Annotated in this window: 25 protein-coding genes; 17 read left to right on the top strand and 8 right to left on the bottom strand. The window is 63.1% G+C overall.

Features of this window, described 5'->3' with window-relative positions; genetic code table 11:
* The first annotated feature begins 223 nt into the window (after positions 1-223).
* The 13 genes from nifB (at position 224) to FDG13_RS01480 (ending at position 8,682) form a co-directional block, all read left to right on the top strand.
* Positions 224-1,762: a nitrogenase cofactor biosynthesis protein NifB gene (gene nifB / locus FDG13_RS01540; protein WP_370528148.1), complete on the top strand. Its 1,539-nt coding sequence runs from the start codon at positions 224-226 to the stop codon at positions 1,760-1,762.
* 35 nt (positions 1,763-1,797) lie between these two features.
* Positions 1,798-1,992 carry a 4Fe-4S dicluster domain-containing protein gene (locus tag FDG13_RS01535; RefSeq protein ID WP_078365364.1) on the top strand — a complete coding sequence of 65 codons (195 nt, stop codon included), beginning with the start codon at positions 1,798-1,800 and terminating at the stop codon, positions 1,990-1,992.
* 26 nt (positions 1,993-2,018) lie between these two features.
* The gene (locus FDG13_RS01530; protein WP_180125050.1) at positions 2,019-2,423 is read left to right on the top strand and encodes an iron-sulfur cluster assembly accessory protein; all 405 of its coding nucleotides are present in this window, start codon (positions 2,019-2,021) and stop codon (positions 2,421-2,423) included.
* Between the two features lie 16 nt (positions 2,424-2,439).
* On the top strand, positions 2,440-3,003 hold the full coding sequence (locus FDG13_RS01525; protein ID WP_180125049.1) for a hypothetical protein: 564 nt from the start codon (positions 2,440-2,442) through the stop codon (positions 3,001-3,003).
* Entirely contained in the window at positions 3,000-3,836 is an 837-nt protein-coding gene (locus FDG13_RS01520; protein WP_180125048.1) for a 4Fe4S-binding leucine-rich repeat protein, read from the top strand. Before FDG13_RS01525 ends, FDG13_RS01520 begins: the two co-directional genes overlap by 4 nt.
* A complete protein-coding gene (locus FDG13_RS01515; RefSeq protein ID WP_078365368.1) occupies positions 3,829-4,191 on the top strand; it encodes a nitrogen fixation protein NifZ in 363 nt (120 codons plus the stop codon). Before FDG13_RS01520 ends, FDG13_RS01515 begins: the two co-directional genes overlap by 8 nt.
* Positions 4,188-4,481 carry a nitrogen fixation protein NifZ gene (locus FDG13_RS01510; RefSeq protein WP_180125047.1) on the top strand — a complete coding sequence of 98 codons (294 nt, stop codon included), beginning with the start codon at positions 4,188-4,190 and terminating at the stop codon, positions 4,479-4,481. Before FDG13_RS01515 ends, FDG13_RS01510 begins: the two co-directional genes overlap by 4 nt.
* A complete protein-coding gene (locus FDG13_RS01505; protein WP_180125046.1) occupies positions 4,478-4,828 on the top strand; it encodes a hypothetical protein in 351 nt (116 codons plus the stop codon). Before FDG13_RS01510 ends, FDG13_RS01505 begins: the two co-directional genes overlap by 4 nt.
* A 19-nt stretch (positions 4,829-4,847) precedes the next feature.
* On the top strand, positions 4,848-5,996 hold the full coding sequence (locus FDG13_RS01500) for a cysteine desulfurase family protein (RefSeq protein WP_180125045.1): 1,149 nt from the start codon (positions 4,848-4,850) through the stop codon (positions 5,994-5,996).
* A 42-nt stretch (positions 5,997-6,038) separates the two neighbouring features.
* Positions 6,039-6,266 (top strand): putative nitrogen fixation protein NifT, encoded by a 228-nt coding sequence (gene nifT / locus FDG13_RS01495; RefSeq protein ID WP_078365372.1) that lies wholly within the window; start codon positions 6,039-6,041, stop codon positions 6,264-6,266.
* 2 nt (positions 6,267-6,268) lie between these two features.
* Positions 6,269-6,529: a hypothetical protein gene (locus FDG13_RS01490; RefSeq protein WP_180125044.1), complete on the top strand. Its 261-nt coding sequence runs from the start codon at positions 6,269-6,271 to the stop codon at positions 6,527-6,529.
* Between the two features lie 8 nt (positions 6,530-6,537).
* Positions 6,538-7,698 carry a DegT/DnrJ/EryC1/StrS aminotransferase family protein gene (locus FDG13_RS01485; RefSeq protein WP_180125043.1) on the top strand — a complete coding sequence of 387 codons (1,161 nt, stop codon included), beginning with the start codon at positions 6,538-6,540 and terminating at the stop codon, positions 7,696-7,698.
* 144 nt (positions 7,699-7,842) lie between these two features.
* Complete coding sequence (locus tag FDG13_RS01480) at positions 7,843-8,682, top strand: SIR2 family protein (RefSeq protein WP_180125041.1); 840 nt, start codon at positions 7,843-7,845, stop codon at positions 8,680-8,682.
* Between the two features lie 149 nt (positions 8,683-8,831).
* On the opposite strand, the gene FDG13_RS01475 is transcribed toward FDG13_RS01480, so the two are convergent.
* Positions 8,832-10,046, bottom strand: a complete 1,215-nt coding sequence (locus FDG13_RS01475; protein ID WP_180125039.1) for an MFS transporter — start codon at positions 10,044-10,046, stop codon at positions 8,832-8,834.
* A gap of 427 nt (positions 10,047-10,473) precedes the next feature.
* Here FDG13_RS01475 and FDG13_RS01470 point away from each other — a divergent pair, with 427 nt between their 5' ends.
* From FDG13_RS01470 to btsR, 4 genes are all read left to right on the top strand, one after another.
* The gene (locus FDG13_RS01470; protein WP_180125036.1) at positions 10,474-11,754 is read left to right on the top strand and encodes an HAAAP family serine/threonine permease; all 1,281 of its coding nucleotides are present in this window, start codon (positions 10,474-10,476) and stop codon (positions 11,752-11,754) included.
* 93 nt (positions 11,755-11,847) lie between these two features.
* Positions 11,848-13,260, top strand: coding sequence for an L-serine ammonia-lyase (locus FDG13_RS01465; RefSeq protein WP_180125034.1), 1,413 nt, complete (start codon positions 11,848-11,850; stop codon positions 13,258-13,260).
* Between the two features lie 40 nt (positions 13,261-13,300).
* On the top strand, positions 13,301-15,001 hold the full coding sequence (locus tag FDG13_RS01460) for a sensor histidine kinase (RefSeq protein WP_255435023.1): 1,701 nt from the start codon (positions 13,301-13,303) through the stop codon (positions 14,999-15,001).
* A 1-nt stretch (position 15,002) separates the two neighbouring features.
* Complete coding sequence (gene btsR / locus FDG13_RS01455) at positions 15,003-15,722, top strand: two-component system response regulator BtsR (RefSeq protein ID WP_180125032.1); 720 nt, start codon at positions 15,003-15,005, stop codon at positions 15,720-15,722.
* 31 nt (positions 15,723-15,753) lie between these two features.
* Here btsR and FDG13_RS01450 read toward each other — a convergent pair whose 3' ends face one another.
* From FDG13_RS01450 to FDG13_RS01420, 7 genes are all read right to left on the bottom strand, one after another.
* Positions 15,754-17,055: a lytic murein transglycosylase gene (locus FDG13_RS01450; protein WP_180125030.1), complete on the bottom strand. Its 1,302-nt coding sequence runs from the start codon at positions 17,053-17,055 to the stop codon at positions 15,754-15,756.
* 26 nt (positions 17,056-17,081) lie between these two features.
* On the bottom strand, positions 17,082-17,561 hold the full coding sequence (locus FDG13_RS01445) for a hypothetical protein (RefSeq protein ID WP_255435022.1): 480 nt from the start codon (positions 17,559-17,561) through the stop codon (positions 17,082-17,084).
* Between the two features lie 304 nt (positions 17,562-17,865).
* Positions 17,866-18,936: a molybdenum ABC transporter ATP-binding protein gene (gene modC / locus FDG13_RS01440; RefSeq protein ID WP_180125028.1), complete on the bottom strand. Its 1,071-nt coding sequence runs from the start codon at positions 18,934-18,936 to the stop codon at positions 17,866-17,868.
* A gap of 1 nt (position 18,937) precedes the next feature.
* Complete coding sequence (modB, locus tag FDG13_RS01435; protein WP_180125026.1) at positions 18,938-19,618, bottom strand: molybdate ABC transporter permease subunit; 681 nt, start codon at positions 19,616-19,618, stop codon at positions 18,938-18,940.
* Between the two features lie 44 nt (positions 19,619-19,662).
* Positions 19,663-20,229 (bottom strand): nitrogen fixation protein NifQ, encoded by a 567-nt coding sequence (locus FDG13_RS01430; protein WP_180125024.1) that lies wholly within the window; start codon positions 20,227-20,229, stop codon positions 19,663-19,665.
* Complete coding sequence (gene modD, locus FDG13_RS01425; protein ID WP_180125022.1) at positions 20,226-21,062, bottom strand: ModD protein; 837 nt, start codon at positions 21,060-21,062, stop codon at positions 20,226-20,228. The genes FDG13_RS01430 and modD overlap by 4 nt, the downstream gene beginning before the upstream one ends.
* 1 nt (position 21,063) lies before the next feature.
* Positions 21,064-21,450, bottom strand: a complete 387-nt coding sequence (locus FDG13_RS01420; RefSeq protein WP_180125020.1) for a hypothetical protein — start codon at positions 21,448-21,450, stop codon at positions 21,064-21,066.
* Between the last annotated feature and the right edge of the window lie 6 nt (positions 21,451-21,456).

The raw sequence follows: 21,456 nt of genomic DNA, 5'->3' as shown, positions 1-21,456 counted from the left end.
TGTGTCAGCTTTGTCGCATCACTGACAAGCCGCCCGCAAAGTAGCTCTGGCCGCGCCGGGTCGGGTGTGTCACAACCGACAAAATCCAGCCAAAACCCGGTGTTTTGGCGTGGCATGGATATCGCTAATCAAGCCCAGAGCGGTCACGGTCGACCGCATGAAGGGTTTCTCCATGCCAACAAGCGCGCTCACCGGTAGCCAACCCGGCACGACCTATGTCAGCATGGGTCAGCTCAAACCTCTGAAGATCAAGCTCGAACTGGCCTCAAACGGTGGTGGCTGCAGCACCACCGGTGGGGAGGGCAAGGCCAGTTGCGGCTCGTCGGACGGTCCGCAGGACATGCCGGCCGAGGTCTGGGACAAGGTCAAGAACCACCCCTGTTACTCGGAGGAAGCCCACCACCACTTTGCCCGCATGCATGTGGCGGTTGCGCCAGCCTGCAACATCCAGTGCAATTACTGCAACCGCAAGTACGACTGCAGCAACGAGTCGCGCCCAGGTGTGGTCTCGCAAAAGCTCACGCCCGAGCAGGCGGTGAAGAAGGTGGTGGCGGTGGCCAGCGCCATCCCGCAGATGACGGTGCTGGGAATTGCCGGCCCGGGAGACGCGTTGGCAAACCCGAAGAAGACCTTCGACACCATGCGCATGCTCACAGCGAGGGCACCGGACATCAAGCTGTGTCTCTCGACCAACGGGCTGGCCTTGCCCGACCTGGTGGACGAGATCTGCAAACACAACATTGACCACGTGACGATCACCATCAACATGGTGGACCCCGAGATCGGTGCCAAGATTTACCCCTGGATTTTCTGGAACCACAAACGGCTGACCGGCATTGAGGCCGCCACCGTTTTGCACCAGCGGCAGATGCTGGGCCTGGAGATGCTCACCGCACGTGGTGTGCTCACCAAGGTCAACTCGGTGCTGATCCCCGGCATCAATGACCAGCATTTGATGGATGTGAACCGCGAGGTGAAAAAACGCGGCGCTTTCCTGCACAACATCATGCCGCTGATCTCCGAGCCCGAACACGGCACGGTGTTTGGCCTGACCGGCCAGCGTGGCCCCAGTGCCCAGGAACTCAAAGCCGTGCAGGACGCCTGCATGGGCGGTGCCAACCTGATGCGCCACTGCCGCCAATGCCGTGCCGACGCGGTGGGCCTGCTCGGTGAAGACCGCAGCGACGAGTTCACGCTGGACAAGCTGGACGCCATGGAGGTGGTCTACGACCTGGAAAAACGCAAGGCCTACCAGGACAAGGTTGAGCAGGAGCGCAGTGCCCAGCAGGCCGCCAAACAGCAGGCCCTGGCGGCGGCCAGTGCGCTGCAGGCCGCGCAGGATCTCAAGGTGCTGGTGGCGGTCGCCACCAAGGGCGGCGGGCGTGTCAACGAACATTTTGGCCATGTGACCGAGTTCCAGGTCTATGAGGTCTCCGCTGCCAAGGCCCATTTTGTGGGTCATCGCCGGGTGGACCAGTACTGCCAGGGCGGCGCCGGTGACGACGAGCAACTGCCCTCGGTGGTGCGTGCCATCAACGACTGTCACGCGGTGCTGGTGGCCAAGATCGGCGCCTGCCCGCGCGACGAACTGATGTTGGCCGGTGTTGAGCCAGTGGACGCTTATGTCGGTGAATTCATCGAAAAAGCCGCGCTCGACTGGTTCAACGACTACCGCGCCCGGGTGGCCAGCGGCGCCGTGTTGCACCAGCACCGTGGTGACGCCGCCATCCGCCAGGGCGCCTACACCGCGCTGGCCGCCTAACTTTTTTCATTAGCCAACCCGACAGGAGATTAGCCATGACCCACAAGATCAACACCGACATCTGCACCTCGTGTGACGCCTGCGAGCCGGTGTGCCCGAACGCCGCCATCCGCGTCAAGAGTGGCATCTACGCGATTGACCCCAAGAAGTGCAACGACTGCGAAAGCCACTTTGACGACCCGCAGTGTGTGGCCATCTGTCCGGTGGACGACTGCATCACCGAAGTCTGATTCCCTTTCTCTGAAAGCCCCCTGCCATGTTGCCAAACCTCACCGTCACCCCTGCTGCAGCGAAATTCATCAACCGTGTTGTGCGATTCTCTGGCCTGGGCGCAGGCGCAGGCCTGCGGCTGGCGGTCAAGCCGGGTGGCTGCTCCGGTTATTCCAGCGACTTCAGCGCCCAGCTGGCGCCCGCTGCCGACGAGCAGCTGTGTGAGGTGGGCGGTGTGCGCCTGTTTCTGGCGGCTGAGAGTCGTTTGTTGCTCAATGGCCTGACCATGGACTTTGTCGAGACCGCCACCGAGTCGGGACTGAGCTTCACCGACCCCAACAAGGAGGCCTGCGCCTGCAGCAGCGCGGGCGCCCCTCAGGCGGGTGTGACACACATCAACATCAGCGCGATTGGCCGGGGCCGCCCGGTGGCGCCTGTGCAGCCGTCCTGACGGCGGCTCCAGCACCATGCCTGCTGACCGCCTGCAGTTTGCCAATGACCTGGCGGCTTTTGCCGACGGGGTCATTGGTGGCGGCCTGAGCCCGCAGGTGGAGGCACTGATCACCGAGGCGGGTCGTTGCCGCGACAAGCCACAACAGGCCCTGGCCCTGCTGGAGCAGGCGCGTGCCGCCGCGCCCCGCCACCCGGCCCCGGTGATTGCCTTGTATCGCTACTATTTTTATAGTCATCAGCTCAATCAGGCCAAGGGCATGGGTGAGAATGCCTTGGCCATTGCGCGCACCGCACTGGGGCCAGACTTTGGCGATGTGCCGCCCGGTGACGAGGCCACTCGGCACAACGCTGCCGTGCGTTTTTACCTGTTCACCCTCAAGGGGCTGGCCTACCTCAACCTGCGCTTGGGTGAGCTGGACGAGGCCCGGCTGATGCTGGGTGAGTTGCGCCGCCTGGACCCGCAAGACCATGTGGGTGCGGCCTTGTTGTGGCATGTGTTGAGCCGCCATGAAAACGGCACCCCGCTGGATGCTCCAGCCGACTACCCGCTGCGTGGCTGGGGGAGTGCCACCCCATGAGCTTGCTGCTGAGCCCCACCCCCCACACCGAGGCCGCAGACAGCGCGCACCTGCCCGACAACGACATCGCGCCCCAGGATTGGCAGGGTGGGCCCATCCACTGTGCCGCGTGTGCGTTTGTGGCGCTGCGGCCTTTGCCACACCGGCAGGGTTGTGCCCCGGGTCACGCCTGTATGCAGGATGTGTATGCGCGGCGTATTGACCGCTTCTTCCGTTGGCATCCTGAACTGGCCGATGGGCAGCTGGCGCACCCGTACTTCGAGGTGCGGGCGGTTGCGGCGCGTTATGTCAGCGTCTTCCGGCTGGGTAGCCTGATCGATGACCCCGATGAAACTGTGCGCATGCAGGTGGCGATGCGCCTGCCATTGACCCAGCTGGCGCGGCTGGCCGATGACCCGCACCGCGAGGTCCGCATCCGGGTCGCGCATCGGCTGCCCGCGGCTGAACTGGCGCGTTTGCGCCATGACTCCGACTACGGTGTGCGTGAGCGGGTGGCACAGCGGCTGCCGCTGGCGATTTTGCCCACCATGGTCCATGACCCCGATCGCTCGGTGCGCCTGTGTGTGGCGCAGCGCCTGGCCATGCCGGCCCTGCTGCGTATGGTCGACGATGCCGAACCCGAGGTGCGCCGTGTGGTGGCCGAGCGCCTGCCGGTGCCGCTGTTGTTTCAACTGGTGCACGACACCGACTGGCGCGTGCGCTGGGAGGTCGCCCAGCGCGCCGATCACGCGCTGTTACAGCAGCTGCAGGACGACCCGGATGAGGAGGTTCGTGCGGCCGTGAAGGCACGCTGCGAGGTGGTAGGGGCAGTTGAAGGGGTTGACCATGGCTGACATCAACCGCGATGACGACGAGCTGGAAACCGCCTACCCGCCGCGTTTCAGTTTTGGCGAGCGGGTGGTCGCGCGTTCGGTGGTGCGCAACGACGGCACCTACCGGGGTTACGACATCGGTGACGTGCTGGTGCACAAGGGCGACATTGGTTATGTGAACAGCATCAACACCTTTTTGCAGCAGTACTACATCTACGCGGTGGACTTCATCGAGTCTGGGCACCGTGTGGGCATGCGTGCCAAGGAACTTTGCACCCTGGACAAGTTACCACCCGAGGTGCTGGCGCAATTGGGCGACAAAGCCGCCGCATTGGCCACCCTGGGCTCGGCCCAACCCCTGGAGGACACACCATGACTGAATCCAATTTGCCGGTTCTGGAACCGCGTGCCCCCGCCTATGCCTGGGGCCAGCGTGTGATTGCGCTGGACGATCTGGTCAACGACGGCAGCTATCCCGAGCGTGAACCTGATGCCTTGCTGGCTGCGCGTGGCACGGTGGGGGAGGTGGTCAACATCGGCCACGCTCCCGAGCTCAATGAGCCGGTGTACCTGGTGCAGTTTGCCGACTGTGTGGTGGGCTGCCTGGAGATCGAGCTGGTACCAGCCCCGCCGGGTCTGCTGCCGGAAACCGAGGAGCCGGTGTGACCACCGACAGCGCGGTCAAGGTGGCGCCCGGGGCCCAGGTGCTGGACCTGATCCAGCTGCGCCTGCAACGCGCCCTGCGTGAGCGCCAGCGCTATCGTTATGTCACACCGCGTGTCACGGTCCAAGGCGAGGGTTTTCTGATTCAAAGCCCTTGCTGCTCGCGCCATGTGGACCCGCAGGGTGGGGTGATCGACATTGCCTTGCTGATGCCCATGACTTGTGGCCACTGGAGCCTGAGTTCGCGCGACCATGCGATCAGTGCCTGGGTGCCGCAGCTGCAAGACCAGCCCTTGGAGGTCTTGCTGGAGGCGCTGTGTGTGGATACCGAGCGCGTCTTCTGGCTCTGAGGCCTCGGCTGTTTCTGCCATGATTTACCTCGACCACAACGCCACCACCCCCCTGGCCCCCGGCGTCATCGCTGCGATGCTGCCGGTGATGACGGGTGTCTGGGCCAATAGCTCGTCACAACATGGCCCGGGGCAGGAGGCCAAACGGGTGTTGGCCAGTGCCCGCGCCACGGTGGCAAGGGTGCTGGGCTGCAAGCCGGTGGAGGTGATCTTCACCAGCGGCGCCACCGAGTCGAACCACCTGGCGGTGCGTGGTCTGCTGACGGGTGCTGCGCCCGGCCGCCAGCGGGTGTTGTTCAGCCGTGTTGAGCACAGCGCGCACCTGCGTTTGGCCAAGGCCTTGGCGGCAGCCGGTGTACAGGTTGATTTTTTCCCGGTGCTGCCCAGTGGTCAGCTTGATCTGGTGGCGGCCAAGGCGATGCTGGGCCCCGATGTGGCGCTGGTGTCCTTGATGGCGGCCAACAACGAAACCGGTGTGTTGATGCCGGTGGCTGAAGTTGCTGATCTGGCCCATGCGGCGGGCGCGCTGTTGCACCTGGATGCGACCCAGTTCATTGGCAAGCTGCCTTTTGACTTTGCCCGCTGTGGGACCGATGCGGTGTCGCTGTCGGCGCACAAGTTCCGTGGCCCCAAGGGGGTAGGGGCGCTGCTGTTGCGCCAGGGTGTGCCGCTGGTGCCGCAAAGTCTGGGCAGCCAGGAGCGCGGTCGCCGGGGCGGCACCGAGAACCTGCCTGGCATTGTGGGCCTGGCGGCTGCGTTGGACTTGCTTGGTGACCTGGAGGCCGAGGCGGCGCGGGTGGCCCAGCTGCGTGACAGCCTGGAGGCTGGTTTGCAAAACGCCTTGCCAACCACCCATGTGTGGTGCCAGGGCCAAGCGCGCCTGCCCGGCACCAGTTATCTGCGTTTTGGCCACCTGTCGGTTGATGTGGTGCTGCAGCGCCTGGAGCGCCTGCATGTCGCAGCCTCCAGCGGTGCCGCCTGTTCCTCGGGCGGCAGTGAGCCCTCCCATGTGTTGCGCGCCATGGGGGTGCCGGACGATGAGGCGCTGGCGGCCGTGCGGTTCTCGTTGGGTGCCACCACCACGCCGGAGGATGTGGCCTATGTGCTGCGCGAATTGCCCCCCTTGCTGGCACCCCTGTTGCAGGAAGACCTGCTGACTGCGTCCTGAAACGCCCCCTTTATTTTCACAAACTCACCAGGACACCCACCCATGAAACTCATGATTCGCAAAGACAGCAAAGGCACGCTGACCGGTTATGTCGCCAAAAAAGACCTGGAGGAACCGATTGTGGCCATGGCCAATCCCGGCATGTGGGGTGGGGTGGTCACCTTGGGCAACGGCTGGCAGTTTGATCTGCCCGAGATGCCAGCCGACACCCCGCTGCCGATCACGGTGGAGGCGCGCCGCTTGGCCTTGACCGAAGACGCGGGTGATTGAGCATGGCTATCACCCAGGCTGATTTACACAGCGCCGCGCAGCTGCTGGTCTCGGCCGCCAGTGTGCGCGAGGCCGCCGCCAGCTGGCGTGCCAGCCACCCCGAGCAGCGCGTGGTGGTGGTGGATGCGATGGACATGCGTGGTGAAACCGCCGCACTGCGCTGTGGTGCGCGCAGCATCTACCTGGCCACCTCCAACGGGCATTGTTGGAGCACCACCGCGCAGCCCGAAGAGGCCACTGCACTGATCCTGACGCAAGACTGAGCCGTGCCATGGACATTGACGTCATCCCCTTGTTTGAGCCCGACTGTGGCGCGCGTGAACACGATCTGGTGCGCGCGGTGCTGCAGTCTGGCTGCTGGGGGGACGGCCCGATGGTGCAGGCGTTTGAGTCGGCCTTTGCGACCTGGGTTGGGCGCCAACACGCGGTGGCGGTGGGCAGCGGCACCTTGGGCTGCTGGATCACGCTGCGTGCGTTGGGCATTGGCCCCGGTGACGAGGTGATCTGCACCGCCCACACCTGGCACCAGGTGGCACAAGCCATCACCCTGGCCGGGGCGACGCCGGTGTTTGCCGACATCAACTACTGGACTGGTTGCCTGAGCCCCGACAAAGCCGCGCTCAAGATCAGCCTCCAGACGCGTGCGGTGCTGGCCGGTAACACCAACGGCCACCCGGCGGCTTGGCAGGCGCTGCGCCAGCTGGCAGATGCGCATGGTTTGGCTCTGATCGAAGACAGCACCGAGGCCTTGGGCTCGCGTTACCAGGGGCAGGTGGTGGGCACGTTTGGGGATGTGTCGGTGTTTGATTTTTCGGCGCCCTGCGCCCTGTGTACTGGTGAGGGCGGCATGTTGGTCACCGACAACGACGCGTTGGTGCATGAGCTGCGTTACCTGCGCCAGCGTCGGCTGGCTGACCGGGCGTCGGTCTCGGTCGGCGCACGGGTGCCGCTGCAGGCGGGCATGAGTGAACTCACCGCCGCACTCGGTCTGGCGCAGCTGGCAGGGCTGGATGATCGGCTGGCGGCGCGCCAGCAGGTGGTGGCCTGGTACCACGAGCAGATGCAAAGTTTTGAAGGCATCAAGCCGCCCTACATCGGGCAGGACGTGGACGAAGTGCACTGGATGCTCTACGTGGTGCACCTGGGTAAACGTTTCTCGGGCAGCACACGCGCCCAGATGATGGATGACCTGCTGTCCTGCGGCATCGAGTCCGCTGCCTACAGCCACCCGTTACACCAGCAGTTTTATTACATGAACACGAGCGAGACCACTGGGCAGCCGCGTGGTCTGCTGATCGACACCGAACGTATCGGCGACCGCGCGCTGGCGCTGCCTCTGCACACACATCTGGACGAAGAACAGGTGCAGTACATCGTCAAAACGCTCAAGGACACGGCTTCCAATGTCGGCGCCGGTGCTACGATTTATTGATGGCTCCCCCCCGTTGCTTGCTCGCTGCGCGTAGCCGCATACCCCCTCAGGGGGCAATGCCAGCGGCCTGGCAAAGCCAGTTCCGCGGCATTTCTGGCTTAGTTGCCCCATTCCTGCCACTTCCACTGTCACTGAAAGAAACTTATGACTGATCTGATCAACGACATTGCCAGCCAACTGGCCACCGGCTCGGTCATCCCTTACATGGGACCGGAGATGTTGTCGCTGTGCAGCGATGTGGCGGTGCCGATGACGCCGCTGGCGCTGGCCGACAGCATGACGGCCAAGGTCAGTGTGCCGCACAAGATCCGCAAGCGCCTGACGCAAACCGCGCAGTTCATCGAGAACTTCAAACACCGCAAGTCGGTGGTGCACCTGATGAACGAGGCTTTTGCCACCACACCCAGCCCCTCGGCCCTGCAGCTGGCGCTGGCCAGCAGTGGCGCCAAGCTGTGGGTGGACACCTGGTACGACGACAGCTTTGCCAGCGCGCTGGTGCAGAGCCAGCAGCCCTGGGTGCAAGTGCAGGGGCTGTCGCAGTCCGAACACTTTGGTCAGTGGACCGGTGCCTACGCGGCAGATGGCACACCGCTGGCCGAGCTGTCAGAGGCGCCCGGGCGGCTGCTCTACAAACCCTGGGGCGCACACAGCCCGGCAGGCAACTATCTGGTGTCGGACAGCGACTATGTCGAGGTGCTGACCGAGATCGACATCCAGACACCGATCCCGCCCCAGGTGCAGGCCTGGCGCAGCGGGCGCCACTTTTTGTTTCTGGGCTGCCGTTTTGACGACCAACTGACCCGCTCGTTTGCCCGCCAGATCATGAAACGCACCAGCGACCAGCATTGGGCGGTGTTGCCAAACGAGCCGACCCGCATGGAAGCACGTTTTCTGGCCGAGCAAAACATCACCCGCGTGGCGATGCCGCTGGCCGAGTTTGCGCCGCTGCTGATCGGCGCAATGCAGCCCAGCGTGGCTGCGTGAGGCTTGGTCACGCCTTTTTGCCCAGCCACACACCGGTCGCCTCCATTGGGAACATTTCGACAAAATCGGCCTCTGGCCCAATACCTAAAAGGGCTGATAGCTCTGTTTTCTAGAGCGCCCTTGGCTGCCTGGGGGCAGACTGTCAGCTGTCAAACCTGCATGTGGTCACGGCGGGCCAGGGTTGGGAACAGTTTGAGCCAAGATGCGGCTATCAACACGGTGCCAGCACCTCCCAGCACGACGGAGCCCACAGCGCCAAACAGGGCGGCGGTGGCGCCCGACTCGAACTCCCCCAGCTGGTTGGAGGCACCGATGAACATCGAGTTGACCGCCGACACCCGGCCCCGCATCTCGTTGGGTGTCTCCAACTGAACCAGGGTGGAGCGGATCACCACACTGACGCTGTCGGCCGCACCGGTCACCACCAGGGCCATCAGCGACAGCCCAAAATGGCTGGACAACCCAAACACCAGGGTGGCCAGACCAAATACCGCGACCGCCACCAGCAGGTGTCGCCCCACATGCCGGGCCAATGGCCAGCGCATGATGGCCAGCGACATACACAGGGCGCCGACCGCCGGGGCCGAGCGCAACACCCCCAGACCGACCGGGCCGGTGTGCAGGATGTCGCGGGCATAAATCGGCAACAAGGCGGTGGCACCACCCAGCAGCACCGCAAACAGGTCCAGAGAGGTTGCGCCCAGGATCACCTTGTGTTGCCAGACAAACGTAAACCCCGCCAGCACGGTCTGCCAGGTGGTGTTCAGTGGCGCGAGCTGGTGTTGGTATCGCACCGTCAGGGCCAGCACGGCCCCCAGCACCAGCAACACTGCACAGGTGACATACACGGTGGTGGCACCGGTTGTGTACAACAGGCCGCCCAGCGCCGGGCCGCCAATGATGGCCACCTGCATGCCGCTGGAACTCAAGGCCACCGCGCTTTGCAACAGCTGTTGTGGCACCAGCTGTGGCACCAAGGCTTGTTGGGCCGGCATCTGAAAAGCCCGCGCCACCCCGAGCAGGATCGAGATGCCAAGCATCAGCTCGCGTGAGGCAAGGTGGTATTGGGTGGCAGCAATCAAGACCAAGGCCACCATGCCCTGGAGCCCCAGGCAGGCCGCAAAGATGCGGGCACGGTGGAATCGGTCGGCCACATGCCCAGCGGGCAGCATCAGCAGCAGGGCGGGCACAAACTGGAACAGACCCACCAGGCCCAGATCCCAGGCGCTGGAGGTGATGTCATACATGTGCCAGGCCACCGCCACCATCAGCATCTGATTGGCGCTCACACCCGCCAGTCGGGCGAACCAGAAACGCATGAAGGGACCTTGGGAAAACAGCTTGCGGACGTGGGTTTGAGGCATGGGTTGAGCTTACCGCAGGCGCCATTGGCCCCACGCTGACGATCTGCTGGGGCAGGACGCGCTGCCTTGTCCCCAAAACGCGGGACCAAAGCTGTGGACAAGCTGCTGAACAACTGCCAGAACCCGCGCCAGGCTTGGCTTGGTGAGGGGTGCTTAAAAACCAGGCAGATCACACAAAGGGCTCACAAACACCTGCTTGTCTGGCAAGTCCATGCGCTTGGGGCGGGCAACTGCTGCCCTCTCTTGCGCCTGTGTCGACATGCACAAAGTGTGCGCCGAGTGCCGCCGCTCGTGTGCTGAATCGACCATTCCATTGCCTATTCTGCCGCTCCGAATTTAGGCCAACAAGGCCAATTTGGCATTCCTACACTGCGCCGCATCCGAGGTCAGCTTCAACGATCACGGCCATCAAAAAGGAGTAGTAGTTATGTCCATCAGCAATACCCTAGACGGCGGCACCTTCCGCCCCGCCGCCGCGTCATCCTGGACAGCCCACGACAGAACATGGGTTCTGGGCCTGTTTGCAACCGCCATTGGTGCGGGCACTTTGTTCCTGCCGATCAACGCAGGTTTGGGCGGCATCTGGCCCCTGTTGGTCATGGCGGTCCTGGCTTTTCCGATGACGTACCTGGCGCATCGTGGTTTGATCCGCTTCATTCTGTCGTCGTCCAAACCTGGCAGCGACATCACCGAGGTGGTGGGCGAACATTTTGGCCCGATGGCTGGCAAGCTCATCACGCTGCTCTATTTCTTCACGATCCTGCCGATCCTGTTGCTCTACGGTGTTGGCCTGACCAACACGGTCGAATCCTTCATGGTGCACCAGATGGGCATGGCGGCTTTGCCACGTGTGCTTCTGTCCTTTGTCCTGACGGCAGGGCTGATTGGTATTGTCTGCGCCAGTGAGCAGATGGTGGTACGTGTCATGGGCTGGTTGGTCTACCCGTTCATTTTTGTTCTGATCGGTCTTGGCTTGTTCCTGGTTCCCGAATGGAATGGCGCGGTGCTGCAAGGTGTGCCGTCGGCCAGCAAGTTCAGCGTGACGCTGTGGCTGAGCATTCCGGTGCTGGTGTTTTCCTTCAACCACTCGCCGGTGATCTCCCGTTTTGCGGTGGCGCAACAGCTGCAGTACGGCAACAGCGCGGTCAAAAAGGCCGATCGCATTGAAAAATACGCGGCTTTGCTGATGGTGGTGGTGGTGATGTTTTTTGTCTTCAGCTGTGTGTTTGCACTGTCTCCGGCCGATCTGTCCGCAGCCAAAGACCAGAACATTTCTATCCTGTCCTACATCGGCAACAAGTTCCAGAACCCCTACGTGGCCCTGATCGCGCCGATGGTGGCCTTTATTGCGATGTCCAAGTCCTTCCTCGGCCATTACCTCGGTGCACGTGAAGGCCTGAACGGTTTTATTGCACAGCAACTCGAAAGCCGCAACAAGTCTGCCAGCACCAAGACCATCAACCGCTACAGCATGTTGTTCATGTTCGTGACGATCTGGGCTGTGGCCACGCTCAACCCGAGCATCCTGGGCATGATCGAATCCCTGTGTGGTCCGGTCATTGCAGCCCTGCTGTTTGTGATGCCGATGTATGCGATCCGCAAAGTGCCGTCGATGCGCAAATATGCCAACAACCCGACCAATGTCCTGGTGCTGTTCATCGGTGCCGTGGCGATGTCGGCGATCTTCTACTCCCTGCTTGGCCTCTGATCGTCAACCAACGCTTCCTTTTGCCTTTGCGCCCCAAGCCAACTGGGTTGGTGGCGCTGGCAAGAGCCTCCGTTTCAAACTGGAATTCACACCATGATCAGCATGTTTCACCTCTACAAGGTCGGGATCGGCCCCTCCAGCTCCCACACCCTGGGTCCGATGAATGCCGCCAGGCGTTTTGTGGATGATCTGCGTGGGCTGGGCAAACTGGCCCAAGCCACTTCGGTCGTGATCGATGTGTATGGCTCGCTGGCCCTGACCGGGCTGGGCCACAAGACCGATGTGGCGCTGCTGCTGGGCCTGATGGGTGAGCTGCCCGACACCATTGATGTGGGTGCCATCCCCGGCCTGATCCAGAAGGTGCGCAGCACCCAGCGCATCCAGCTGGGGCTGGATGGCCCCGAGGTGGATTTCGGGCGCACAGCCATGACCTTTCATCACTCCAACCTGCCCAGGCACGAAAACGGCCTGACCCTGAAAGCCTTTGCGGGAGAGCGCCTGTTGCTGGACAAAAACTACTACTCGATTGGGGGTGGTTTTGTCATCGAGGATGGCTGCGCCACCAGCGCGGATGACTCAGAGACCGCCGCCCCGTATCCCTATACCAATGCCGCAGAGCTGCTGGCCCAATGCCGCCGCACAGGTCTGTCTCTCTCTGGTCTGGTGTTGGAGAACGAGCTGTGTCTGCACACCCAGCAAGAGATCAGCAGCTACTTTGGCAACATCTGGGCGCGGATGTCCCAGTGTATGGAGCGGGGCATGAAGACCGAAGGTGTGTTGCCCGGTCCGTTTCGTGTGCCGCGCAGAGCGGTGGCGCTGCACCGGCGGCTGAGCTCGGCCGGACCACTGTCCAAAGACCCGATGAACATCATTGACTGGGTCAATATGTTTGCACTGGCGGTGTCTGAAGAAAACGCCGCTGGCGGCCGCGTGGTCACCGCGCCGACCAATGGTGCCTGTGGCATCGTGCCGGCGGTGCTGGCCTACTATGACCAGTTCATCCACAAGCTCGACGAAGACAGCTGCAACCGCTTCTTTCTGGCCTCCGCCGCCATTGGTGGTTTGTTCAAACGCAATGCGTCGATCTCGGGTGCCGAAGTGGGTTGCCAGGGGGAAGTCGGGGTGGCGTGTTCGATGGCGGCTGCCGGTCTGGCCGAGTTGCTGGGCGGCTCGCCCGAGCAGGTCTGCATCGCCGCGGAAATTGCCATGGAACATAATTTGGGCCTCACCTGTGACCCGGTTGGCGGGCAGGTGCAAATCCCGTGTATCGAGCGCAATGCGATGGGTGCGGTCAAGGCCATCAATGCGGCGCGCATGGCGCTGTGTCGTACCAGTGAGCCGATTGTTCCCCTCGACAAAGTGATCGAGGTGATGTTTGAAGTTGGCAAAGACATGAATCCCAAATACCGTGAAACCTCCTGTGGCGGCTTGGCCCTGAAAATGTTGGCACCGATACCTTCGGTGGCAGCTGACCTCGAGCCCGAGTGCATTTGCTGGGCGCCTTGACACAAGCCGCTGCCTCACCCGTATCACAAAGGGTTCCGCGTTGAACTTGCAATCGATTGCCTCACTGTCGGTCTTGCTGCTGCAGCAGATGTGCGTCTATCTGGTGGTGGCGTATGCGCTGAGCCGGACACGCTTGTTCATACCCCTGACCCGGGCCAGCATCCGCTGGCCCCACCGGATCGCCTGTTATCTGATTTTTTCGGCCTTCTGCATCATGGGGACCTTGCTCGGGCTGCCCGTGGTCAGTGGCAATGCGATCGCCAACACCCCGGCGATTGGCGCGGTGCTGGGCGGTTTGCTTGGTGGGCCGGTGGTGGGCCTCGCCGTTGGCATCACGGGGGGGCTGCACCGATACACCCTGGGCGGCTCCTTTGGTCTGGCGGCGTCCATCGATATCGTGATGCAAGGGCTGGCGGGTGGCCTGACCCACCGCTATTTGATCAAGCGTGGCAAGACGCGGCTGCTGTTCAGCCCCTTGTTGGCAGGTGGGTTGACCTTTGTCACCATCCTGATCGAGTTGGGCATTGATCTGGCGCTGTCGCGACCCTTCGCCGAGGCGCTGGATATCGTCACCCTGATTGCACTGCCCGAACTCATTGCCAACTCCGCCGGTGCGGCGGTGTTTGTCAAGATCCTGCTGGATCGGCGCGACAGCATTGACCGCCAGTCGCGCGCGTTCTCGGCCAAGGCGCTGGAGATTGCCGCGCATGTGGACGGTGTGTTGCGCGATGGTTTCGACCAGGAGAACAGCATGCGTGTGGCGCGCATCATTTACGAACAAACCGGTGTCGGTGCGGTGGCCATCACCGACCGCGAGAAAATTCTGGCTTTCATCGGTATCGGTGCCGACCACCATCTGACAGGCACCCCGATTGCGTCGCAGCACACCCTCCACGCCATCAGCTGCAACGAGGTGATTTTTGCCGACGGCAACGAAGTCCCGTTCCAGTGTTCACTCAGCCCACATTGCAAACTCGGCTCCTCGCTGGTGATTCCGCTGGTGGGCGAGAACCGGCAGGTCATCGGCACGATCAAACTCTACGAGCCCAAGACCCGGATCTTCTCCACCATCAACCGCACGCTCGGCGAAGGCATTGCCAAGCTGCTGTCCAGTCAGATCCTGGACGGACGTTACGAGCGGCAGAAGAGCCTGTTGCTGGAGTCAGAGCTCAAGCTGCTGCATGCGCAGGTGAACCCGCACTTTCTGTTCAACACCTTGAACACCATCATTGCGATCACCCATGACGACCCCGCCAAGGCGCGCGCCTTGCTGAGTGACCTGGCGGTGTTTCTGCGCAAAAACCTCAAGCGCCCGACCGAGGACGTGGTGTTGTCTGAAGAAATCGAGCACACCAAGGCCTATCTGGGTATCCAGTTGGCGCGTTTTGAAGATCGGCTCTCGGTCGAGATCGACATCCCCGAGCCGCTGCTGGGTGTGCATGTCCCCGCGTTCACCCTGCAGCCGCTGGTCGAGAACGCGATCAAACACGGTACCGGGCAAATGATCCGCGTCGGACGGATTTGCATCCGGGCCCATCAGGACGGGCAGGCCGTCTTCCTGGTGGTGGAGGACAACGCCGGCCTTTATGATCCCCAGCCCGGCGGTGGCGGCCTGGGCATGAACATCGTGGATCGGCGCATCAAAAACCGCTACGGTGAATCCTTCGGTGTGACCATGGCCTGTGAGCGCCAGGTGTCGACCCGTGCCACTGTCCGCATCCCCATGGAGGCTTTGACCTGAGATGATGACCGCCCTGATCGTTGACGACGAACCCTTTGCGCGGCGCGAGTTGCGGCGCACCCTGGAGCCATCCAAAGACATCCAGATTCTGGGCGAATGTGGCAATGCCATCGACGCCCTGACACGCATCCATGTCGACAAGCCCGATGTGGTGTTTCTCGACATCCAGATGCCACAGATCACCGGCATCGAGATGCTGGGCATGCTGGACCCGCAGACCATGCCGCAGATTGTTTTTCTGACCGCTTATGACGAGTATGCGGTGCGGGCGTTTGAGAAAAACGCGTTTGACTACCTGCTCAAACCGGTCACCGCAGACCGGTTGGAGCTGACCTTGGAACGCCTGCGCAACAGTTTTTTAAAGCAGGATTTCAGTGTATTGCCCGAGGCCTGCCACTTGCGGCAAATCCCGTGTTTCAGCCAGAGCAGTGTGATTTTTGTAAAGGCCGATGAGGTCGAGTTTGTCGAAGCACGCAACACCGGTATTTATGTGTCAGACACCGATGGCCAGGAGCGCCCCACCGCCTTGCGCCTGAACATCCTGCAGCAGCGGACCAAGCTGCTGCGCTGCCATCGGCAGTACCTTGTGAACATCGACCTGGTGCACAAACTGCAATATTTGGAGAGTGGTCTGGCCGAGTTTGTCACGCAACGGGGTCGCGTCATTCCGATCAGCCGACGCCTGTTGCCAGAGATCAAGGAACGCCTGGGCATCAGCTAGTCGGTGGGCCAGCCCGCGCCTATCCACGCGTTCACTGCAGTTGGGTCAGTAGCTCCAGTGTGGGGTAACCGTCCTGCGGCAGGCCCACACTGCGCTGGTACGCGCGAATGGCGCGGCGCGTGGCCGGGCCCATCACCCCGTCGGCAGGCCCAGTGTCAAAGCCACGCGCGCTGAGGGCGGTCTGCAAAGCCTGCAATTGCGTGCGAGACAAGGCTTGTACATCGCGCGGCCAAGGGGCTTGTACGCCGGGGCCGCCCGCCAGTTGTTGGGCCAGTAGGCCCACCGCCAGCGCGTAACTGGTAGCGTTGTTGTAACGCAGGATGGCGCGGAAGTTGGCGCCGACCAGGAAGGCCGGGCCGCGTGCACCGGCTGGCAGAAGCAGCGCACTGTCGGGCAGATCAGGCAAGGGGCCGCCGTCGAGCGACTGCACACCCTGTTGCTGCCATGCTGAGCTTGGCTGACGCAGGTCGCCATCGGCTAGTGCAAAGTCAAATCCTGCTGGCAACCGGACTTCAACCGCCCAGGGCTGGTCGGCCTGCCAGCCGGATTTGGCCAGGAAATGGGCCGTTGAGCCCATCACATCGGGCAGGCTGGCCCAGATGTCTCGGCGGCCATCGCCGTCAGCGTCGACTGCATAGGCCAGGTAGTTGGACGGCAGCAACTGGGTCTGGCCCATGGCGCCGGCCCACGATCCGATCATCTGGTCGCGTTCAAGCTCGTGGTTTTGCAGCATCTTTAGCGCGGCAAGCAATTGCCCACGCGCCCAGGGCCCGCGTCGGCCTTCAAAGCCCAATGTGGCCAGTGCATCGATGGTGGGTATGTCGCCCATGAAGCTGCCGTAGTTGCTCTCCATGCCCCAGATCGCCACGAGGATCTCCGCTGGGACGCCGTAACGGCGCGCTGCGGCCTCGATGTCCGTGCGCGATTGCTGGAGCTTGTCTTGACCGCGTATCACACGTTGTTTGGACACCGCGTTGTCAAGGTAGTCCCACACCGTCCGGTTGAACTCGGGCTGGGCGCGGTCGAGTTCAATCACGCGAGGTACAAAACGAACGGTGTCAAACGCACTGTGCAGCGTGGCTTCGTCGATGCCAGCGGCACGGGCACTGTCGCTGAACTCCGCCACCCAGCGCGCAAACTGTTGGGCATGAACGTCCAGGTCTGCCGAGGCTGCGTTTGCCGCAGTGGTCTGCTGGGCTGGCGGTGCGGTTTGGGGGGCGGTGGGTTGGGGTGGCGTGGTGCACGCGGCCAGGCCCAGGCAGGCCAGCACACAGGGGGCGAGCCAGCGTGATGGCAGGGCGCTGCGTGCGATAGAGGGCAAAAAAGTGTTCATGCCCCCATTGTCGGCCGGGTCAGAACTCAGGGCATGCCCGCGCTGACGATCAGGTTGAACACCTCGCGCAGCAGCACCAGCTCACTCATCGCGCTGCTGCGCAGCAGGCTGATTGGCTTGAACTCGCCGCCCAACGCCTCAATGGCTGCCTTGGGCGCGTCGCGGGTGGTGAAACGCAGCAGGTGGATACGCACCGGGCCGTCCTCGGTGCTGGCCCAGTGGTTGAACTCCTGGACACGTTCCAGCGTGGCGGGATCAAAACCGCAGCAGTCGATCACCGCCTGGCGCACTGCCTGGCCCGAAAACTCGGTTGTGATGACTGCGGGTGAACGCATCGGCACGGCGTCGCCCGGCAGGGCAGAGGGCCAAAGCAAGGTCTGGTCCCAGCGCGGGAAAAGCAAGGCCGCGCTGTAACTGTCAAAGTGGGTGAGGATCACCCGGTTGTGGACAAACAGGTCGGTGGGCGCCATGGGGGTGTGGTCGGCAGGGGTTGTGTGAGAAACCATGCTGTAGCCCTTATGAATGTTGGGTAATGTGCTATGAATTGCAGTGCATGCTGCACCGGATGCCGTGCTGCCAAGGTGACTTGCTGTGGCCCCGTGCCACAGGCCAAATGCGCAGACGGGGGGTGTCAAGCAAGAACTGTGGCAGCGCCGCTTTGTCGGTTTTGTCGCTTGTCACCCACCAATGGGTGCCGCCGCTGGTGTGCTTCAACGGGCAGGTCACAAGCGACCATCTTGCTACGACAAATGCAGCATATGGCCCTTTCTCAAAAAGGGCTACAGCTAGTTTTTATCGTTAAACCAGGCGCTAACCAATCAGCGCCACCGCCTTGATCTGCACCCACACCGGTTGGCCGGGGGCCAGGCCCAGGCCAGCGGCCGAGCGTTGGGTCAGTCGGGCGATCAGCGGTGAGTCCCCGAGCTTTAGACGCAGCAGCATCAGCGCCGGGTGGTCATCTGGCGCCAGCTGGTCCACCGTGGCGGGCAGGCAGTTCAGGATGCTGGTATCAAGCACCGGGTGCAGGGCGACGCTGACATCACGCGCCAGGATGCGCACCCGCACCGCGCTGCCCAGGGCGTGGCCGCCATCACGCACCCACAGGCTGCCACCGGGGAACGTTACACGCGCCAGGTGCCAGGTGGCGTCGCGCTCGGCCACCACCGCATCCAGCACCACACCGGCATCTTCACCGAGGCGAATCGGCAAATCCAGCCGCGCCAACGTCTCACCGAGCGGCCCGCAGGCCAGCGCACGGCCACCCTCCATCGCCACGATGTGGTCGGCCAGCCGCGCCACCTCGTCGGGCGCGTGGCTGACATACAGCACCGGAATGTCTAGCTCGTGGTGCAGGCGTTCCAGGTAGGGCAGGATCTCCTGCTTGCGTTGTATGTCCAGGGCGGCCAGGGGTTCGTCCATCAGCAAGATGCGCGGGCTCAAGGCCAGGGCGCGTGCGATGCTGACACGCTGGCGTTCACCACCTGACAGATGCTCGGGCTGGCGATCCAGCAGATGCGCAATACCCAGCAAAGCTATCGCCTGATCCAGGCTGACGCGCGCCGCAGCGTTTGTGCGCTTGAGGCCATAACGCAGGTTGCCTAGCACCGTCAGGTGCGGGAACAGGCTGGCCTCCTGAAACACATAGCCCAGCGGGCGTTGGTGGGTGGGCAGCCAGTGGGTGTCGTCCTGCCAGACCTCATCATTGACCCGCAGCTGCCCATGCGGCGCGCGTTCCAACCCGGCAATACAGCGCAGCAGCGTGGTTTTGCCAGATCCTGAGTGGCCAAACAGCGCGGTCACCCCGCGCGCGGGCAGGTCCAGGTCCACGTCCAGCGTGAAGCCCGGCCAGTCGATGTGAAAACGCGCCTGTATGTCCGCCATCTCAGCTTTCTCGGACAGGTTTTGGCCGCCGGGCGTAGAGCGCCAGCAGCACCACAAACGAGAACACCAGCATCACCGCTGACAGGCGATGGGCGTCCACGTACTCCAAAGCTTCGACATGGTCGTAGATCTGCACCGAGGCGACACGGCTCACGCCCGGGATGTTGCCGCCAATCATCAGCACCACCCCAAACTCCCCCACGGTGTGGGCAAAGGTCAAAATACACGCGGTCATAAAACCGGGTCGCGCCAATGGCACCACCACGGTGAAAAAGGCGTCCAGCGGCGAGGCACGCAAGGTGGCTGCCACCTCTAGCGGACGCTCACCAATCGCCTCAAACGCGGTTTGCAAGGGCTGTACCATGAAGGGCAGCGAATAAAACACCGAGGCCACCACCAGCCCCCAGAAGGTGAAGGGCAGCAGACCCAGCCCCAACGTCTGTGTCAGCTGCCCCACCGGGCCGTTCGGCCCCATGGCCAGCAGCAGATAAAAGCCCAGGACCGAAGGGGGCAACACCAGCGGCAGCGCCACCACCGCGCTGAGCGGCCCTTTCCACCAGGCTTTGGCGCGCGCGAGCCACCAGGCCAGCGGCGTGCCCAGCAGCAGCAGGATCAGTGTCACCGTGCCAGCCAGGCGCACGGTCAGCCACAGGGCTTGTAAGTCATCAGGGGTCAACAACATGTCGTCAGCTTAGCGTGTTCACAAGAGGCTTTCCGCAGCGGCCTTCATTCCTCTGGGGCGAAACACTTGGCGTGGTCGGCACATTCCCCGCAGCTGGGTGCCGGGCACAGGTAAATGCTCTCGGTGCTGCAGTAGTGGCGGTAGATGAACTTTTTCCACTTCATGTCGCCCACATTCAATGCCGCCAGTGTCGGAAAGGCCAAGTCCATCAGGCTTGATAGTTCAGTGCGGTTGGCCAGCCCCAGGTCCTGCCACAGGTGGTCGCGTCCGCAGCAGGCGCAGGCCACAATGCGCGCCAGCCAGACTTCAGACACCTGGTTGCCCGCGCGGTGGCCCAGCAGCAGCTGGTGGATGTCGTCAAGCTCCAGCGAGTCTTTGCCGGGGCCATCTTGTAACGGCATCGGCTCACCCGGAAAGTACGCGTCCAAGAGTGCGGCGAAATCCGCTTGTGACAAACCCAGGGTGGCGCTCAACACCCCTTGCTGCAAGGCGCGCCCCACCAGCAGACTGGCCAGCACCGGGCGCAGCGGGTCGGCGGTGGCGGGTGCAGTGGCAGGCCGGGCCAGTAGCTCGGCCATCAGCCCGGGCCGGTGAGCCAAGGGGGTGTTCATGGGTGGGCTCCAAACACCACCTGCACATCCTTGGGCGGTGCCCAGTAGGGTGCGGAGGTCACCAAAAAGTCTGCCCCGGCAGCCACATAAGCGGCTGCGTTGTTGGCGTGGATGCCACCGGCAGCGGCGAGCAAGGGGCGGGTCGGCAGTTGAATCTCTGCCAAAGCCAAGCGGCAGGCGGCCACCGCCTCGGGCGTGAATTTTTCGAGCTGCAACACCTCGGCACCGGCCTGTGCCCACATCAGCGCCTCACTCACATTGGCGACCTCGACGGCGAGTTTTTTCTCAGGCTGGGTCCGGCGCAGCCGTGCCAGGGTGTCGGCAGGGGCCTCGTCCAGATACAGCCGATGCTCGGCAAACACCAGAATGGTTTCCGACAGGCCCAGCCGGTGCAGGATACCGCCACCAGCCTTCACCGCCTTGGCCGACAAGGCTTTGGTGCCCGGCACATTTTTGCGGGTGCAGGCCACGGCCAGCCCATTGGCCGCTGCCACGATGGCAGCCGTGGCGCTGCTGATGCCGCTGGCCCACTCCACCAAAGTCTGGGCGGCTTTCCAGGCGCGGTGCAGGCCAGCGACCGGGCCATGTGCCTGCAACAGCAGTTCACCCGCCTGGGCCACTGCGCCTGATGGCAGCACCCGCGTGGCCTGGGCGCCCGCGAGTTCAAACAAGCGGCAGGCTTCTTCGGAGCCACAGACGGTCATGGCCTGGCGTGTCTGAAAGCTGAGCTGACCCAGCTGGCCGCCGATACCCAGGCTGTCGGTGGTGATGTCGCCAAAAGGCACGTCGTCCTGCAGCAGGGCGTTGAGCTGGGCGTCGTTCAGCACAAGCATGTTAATGACGCGAGAACAGGTCACGCAGCTTGCACAGCGTGGTGGTGATGTCAAAGCGGGTGTCGGCCAGGGCCTCACCGGCCAGAATCTTCTGGAGGGCGGTTAACGGATCACTCTCGCCGGTCAGCAGCACCTGTGCGCCCCATTTCTCCAGGTGGCGGATGTAGCCATCACCCGCGCTGGCGGCCACCACCACCTCGACCCCATGCAAAGGGTGCGGCCCGTCGTCCTGGAAGTGGTGCGGCAACTGGGCCTTGGTGAGCTGGATGTGCTGCGGCTCGGGCAAGGGGGCACCGGGCTGGCAGTCATACACCAGCCAGTCGGTGGCTTGCCCGGCGTGGCCGGACACCTGGGTGCCGTTGGCCTTGGTGGCAATGGCAATCTTCATGGCCTG

The sequence above is a fragment of the Rhodoferax sp. BLA1 genome, from assembly GCF_013416775.1.
In the GTDB taxonomy this organism is placed as follows: domain Bacteria; phylum Pseudomonadota; class Gammaproteobacteria; order Burkholderiales; family Burkholderiaceae_C; genus Rhodoferax.
The sequence above is the reverse complement of the archived record's forward strand: the minus strand, read 5'-3'. Positions and strand labels throughout refer to the sequence as shown.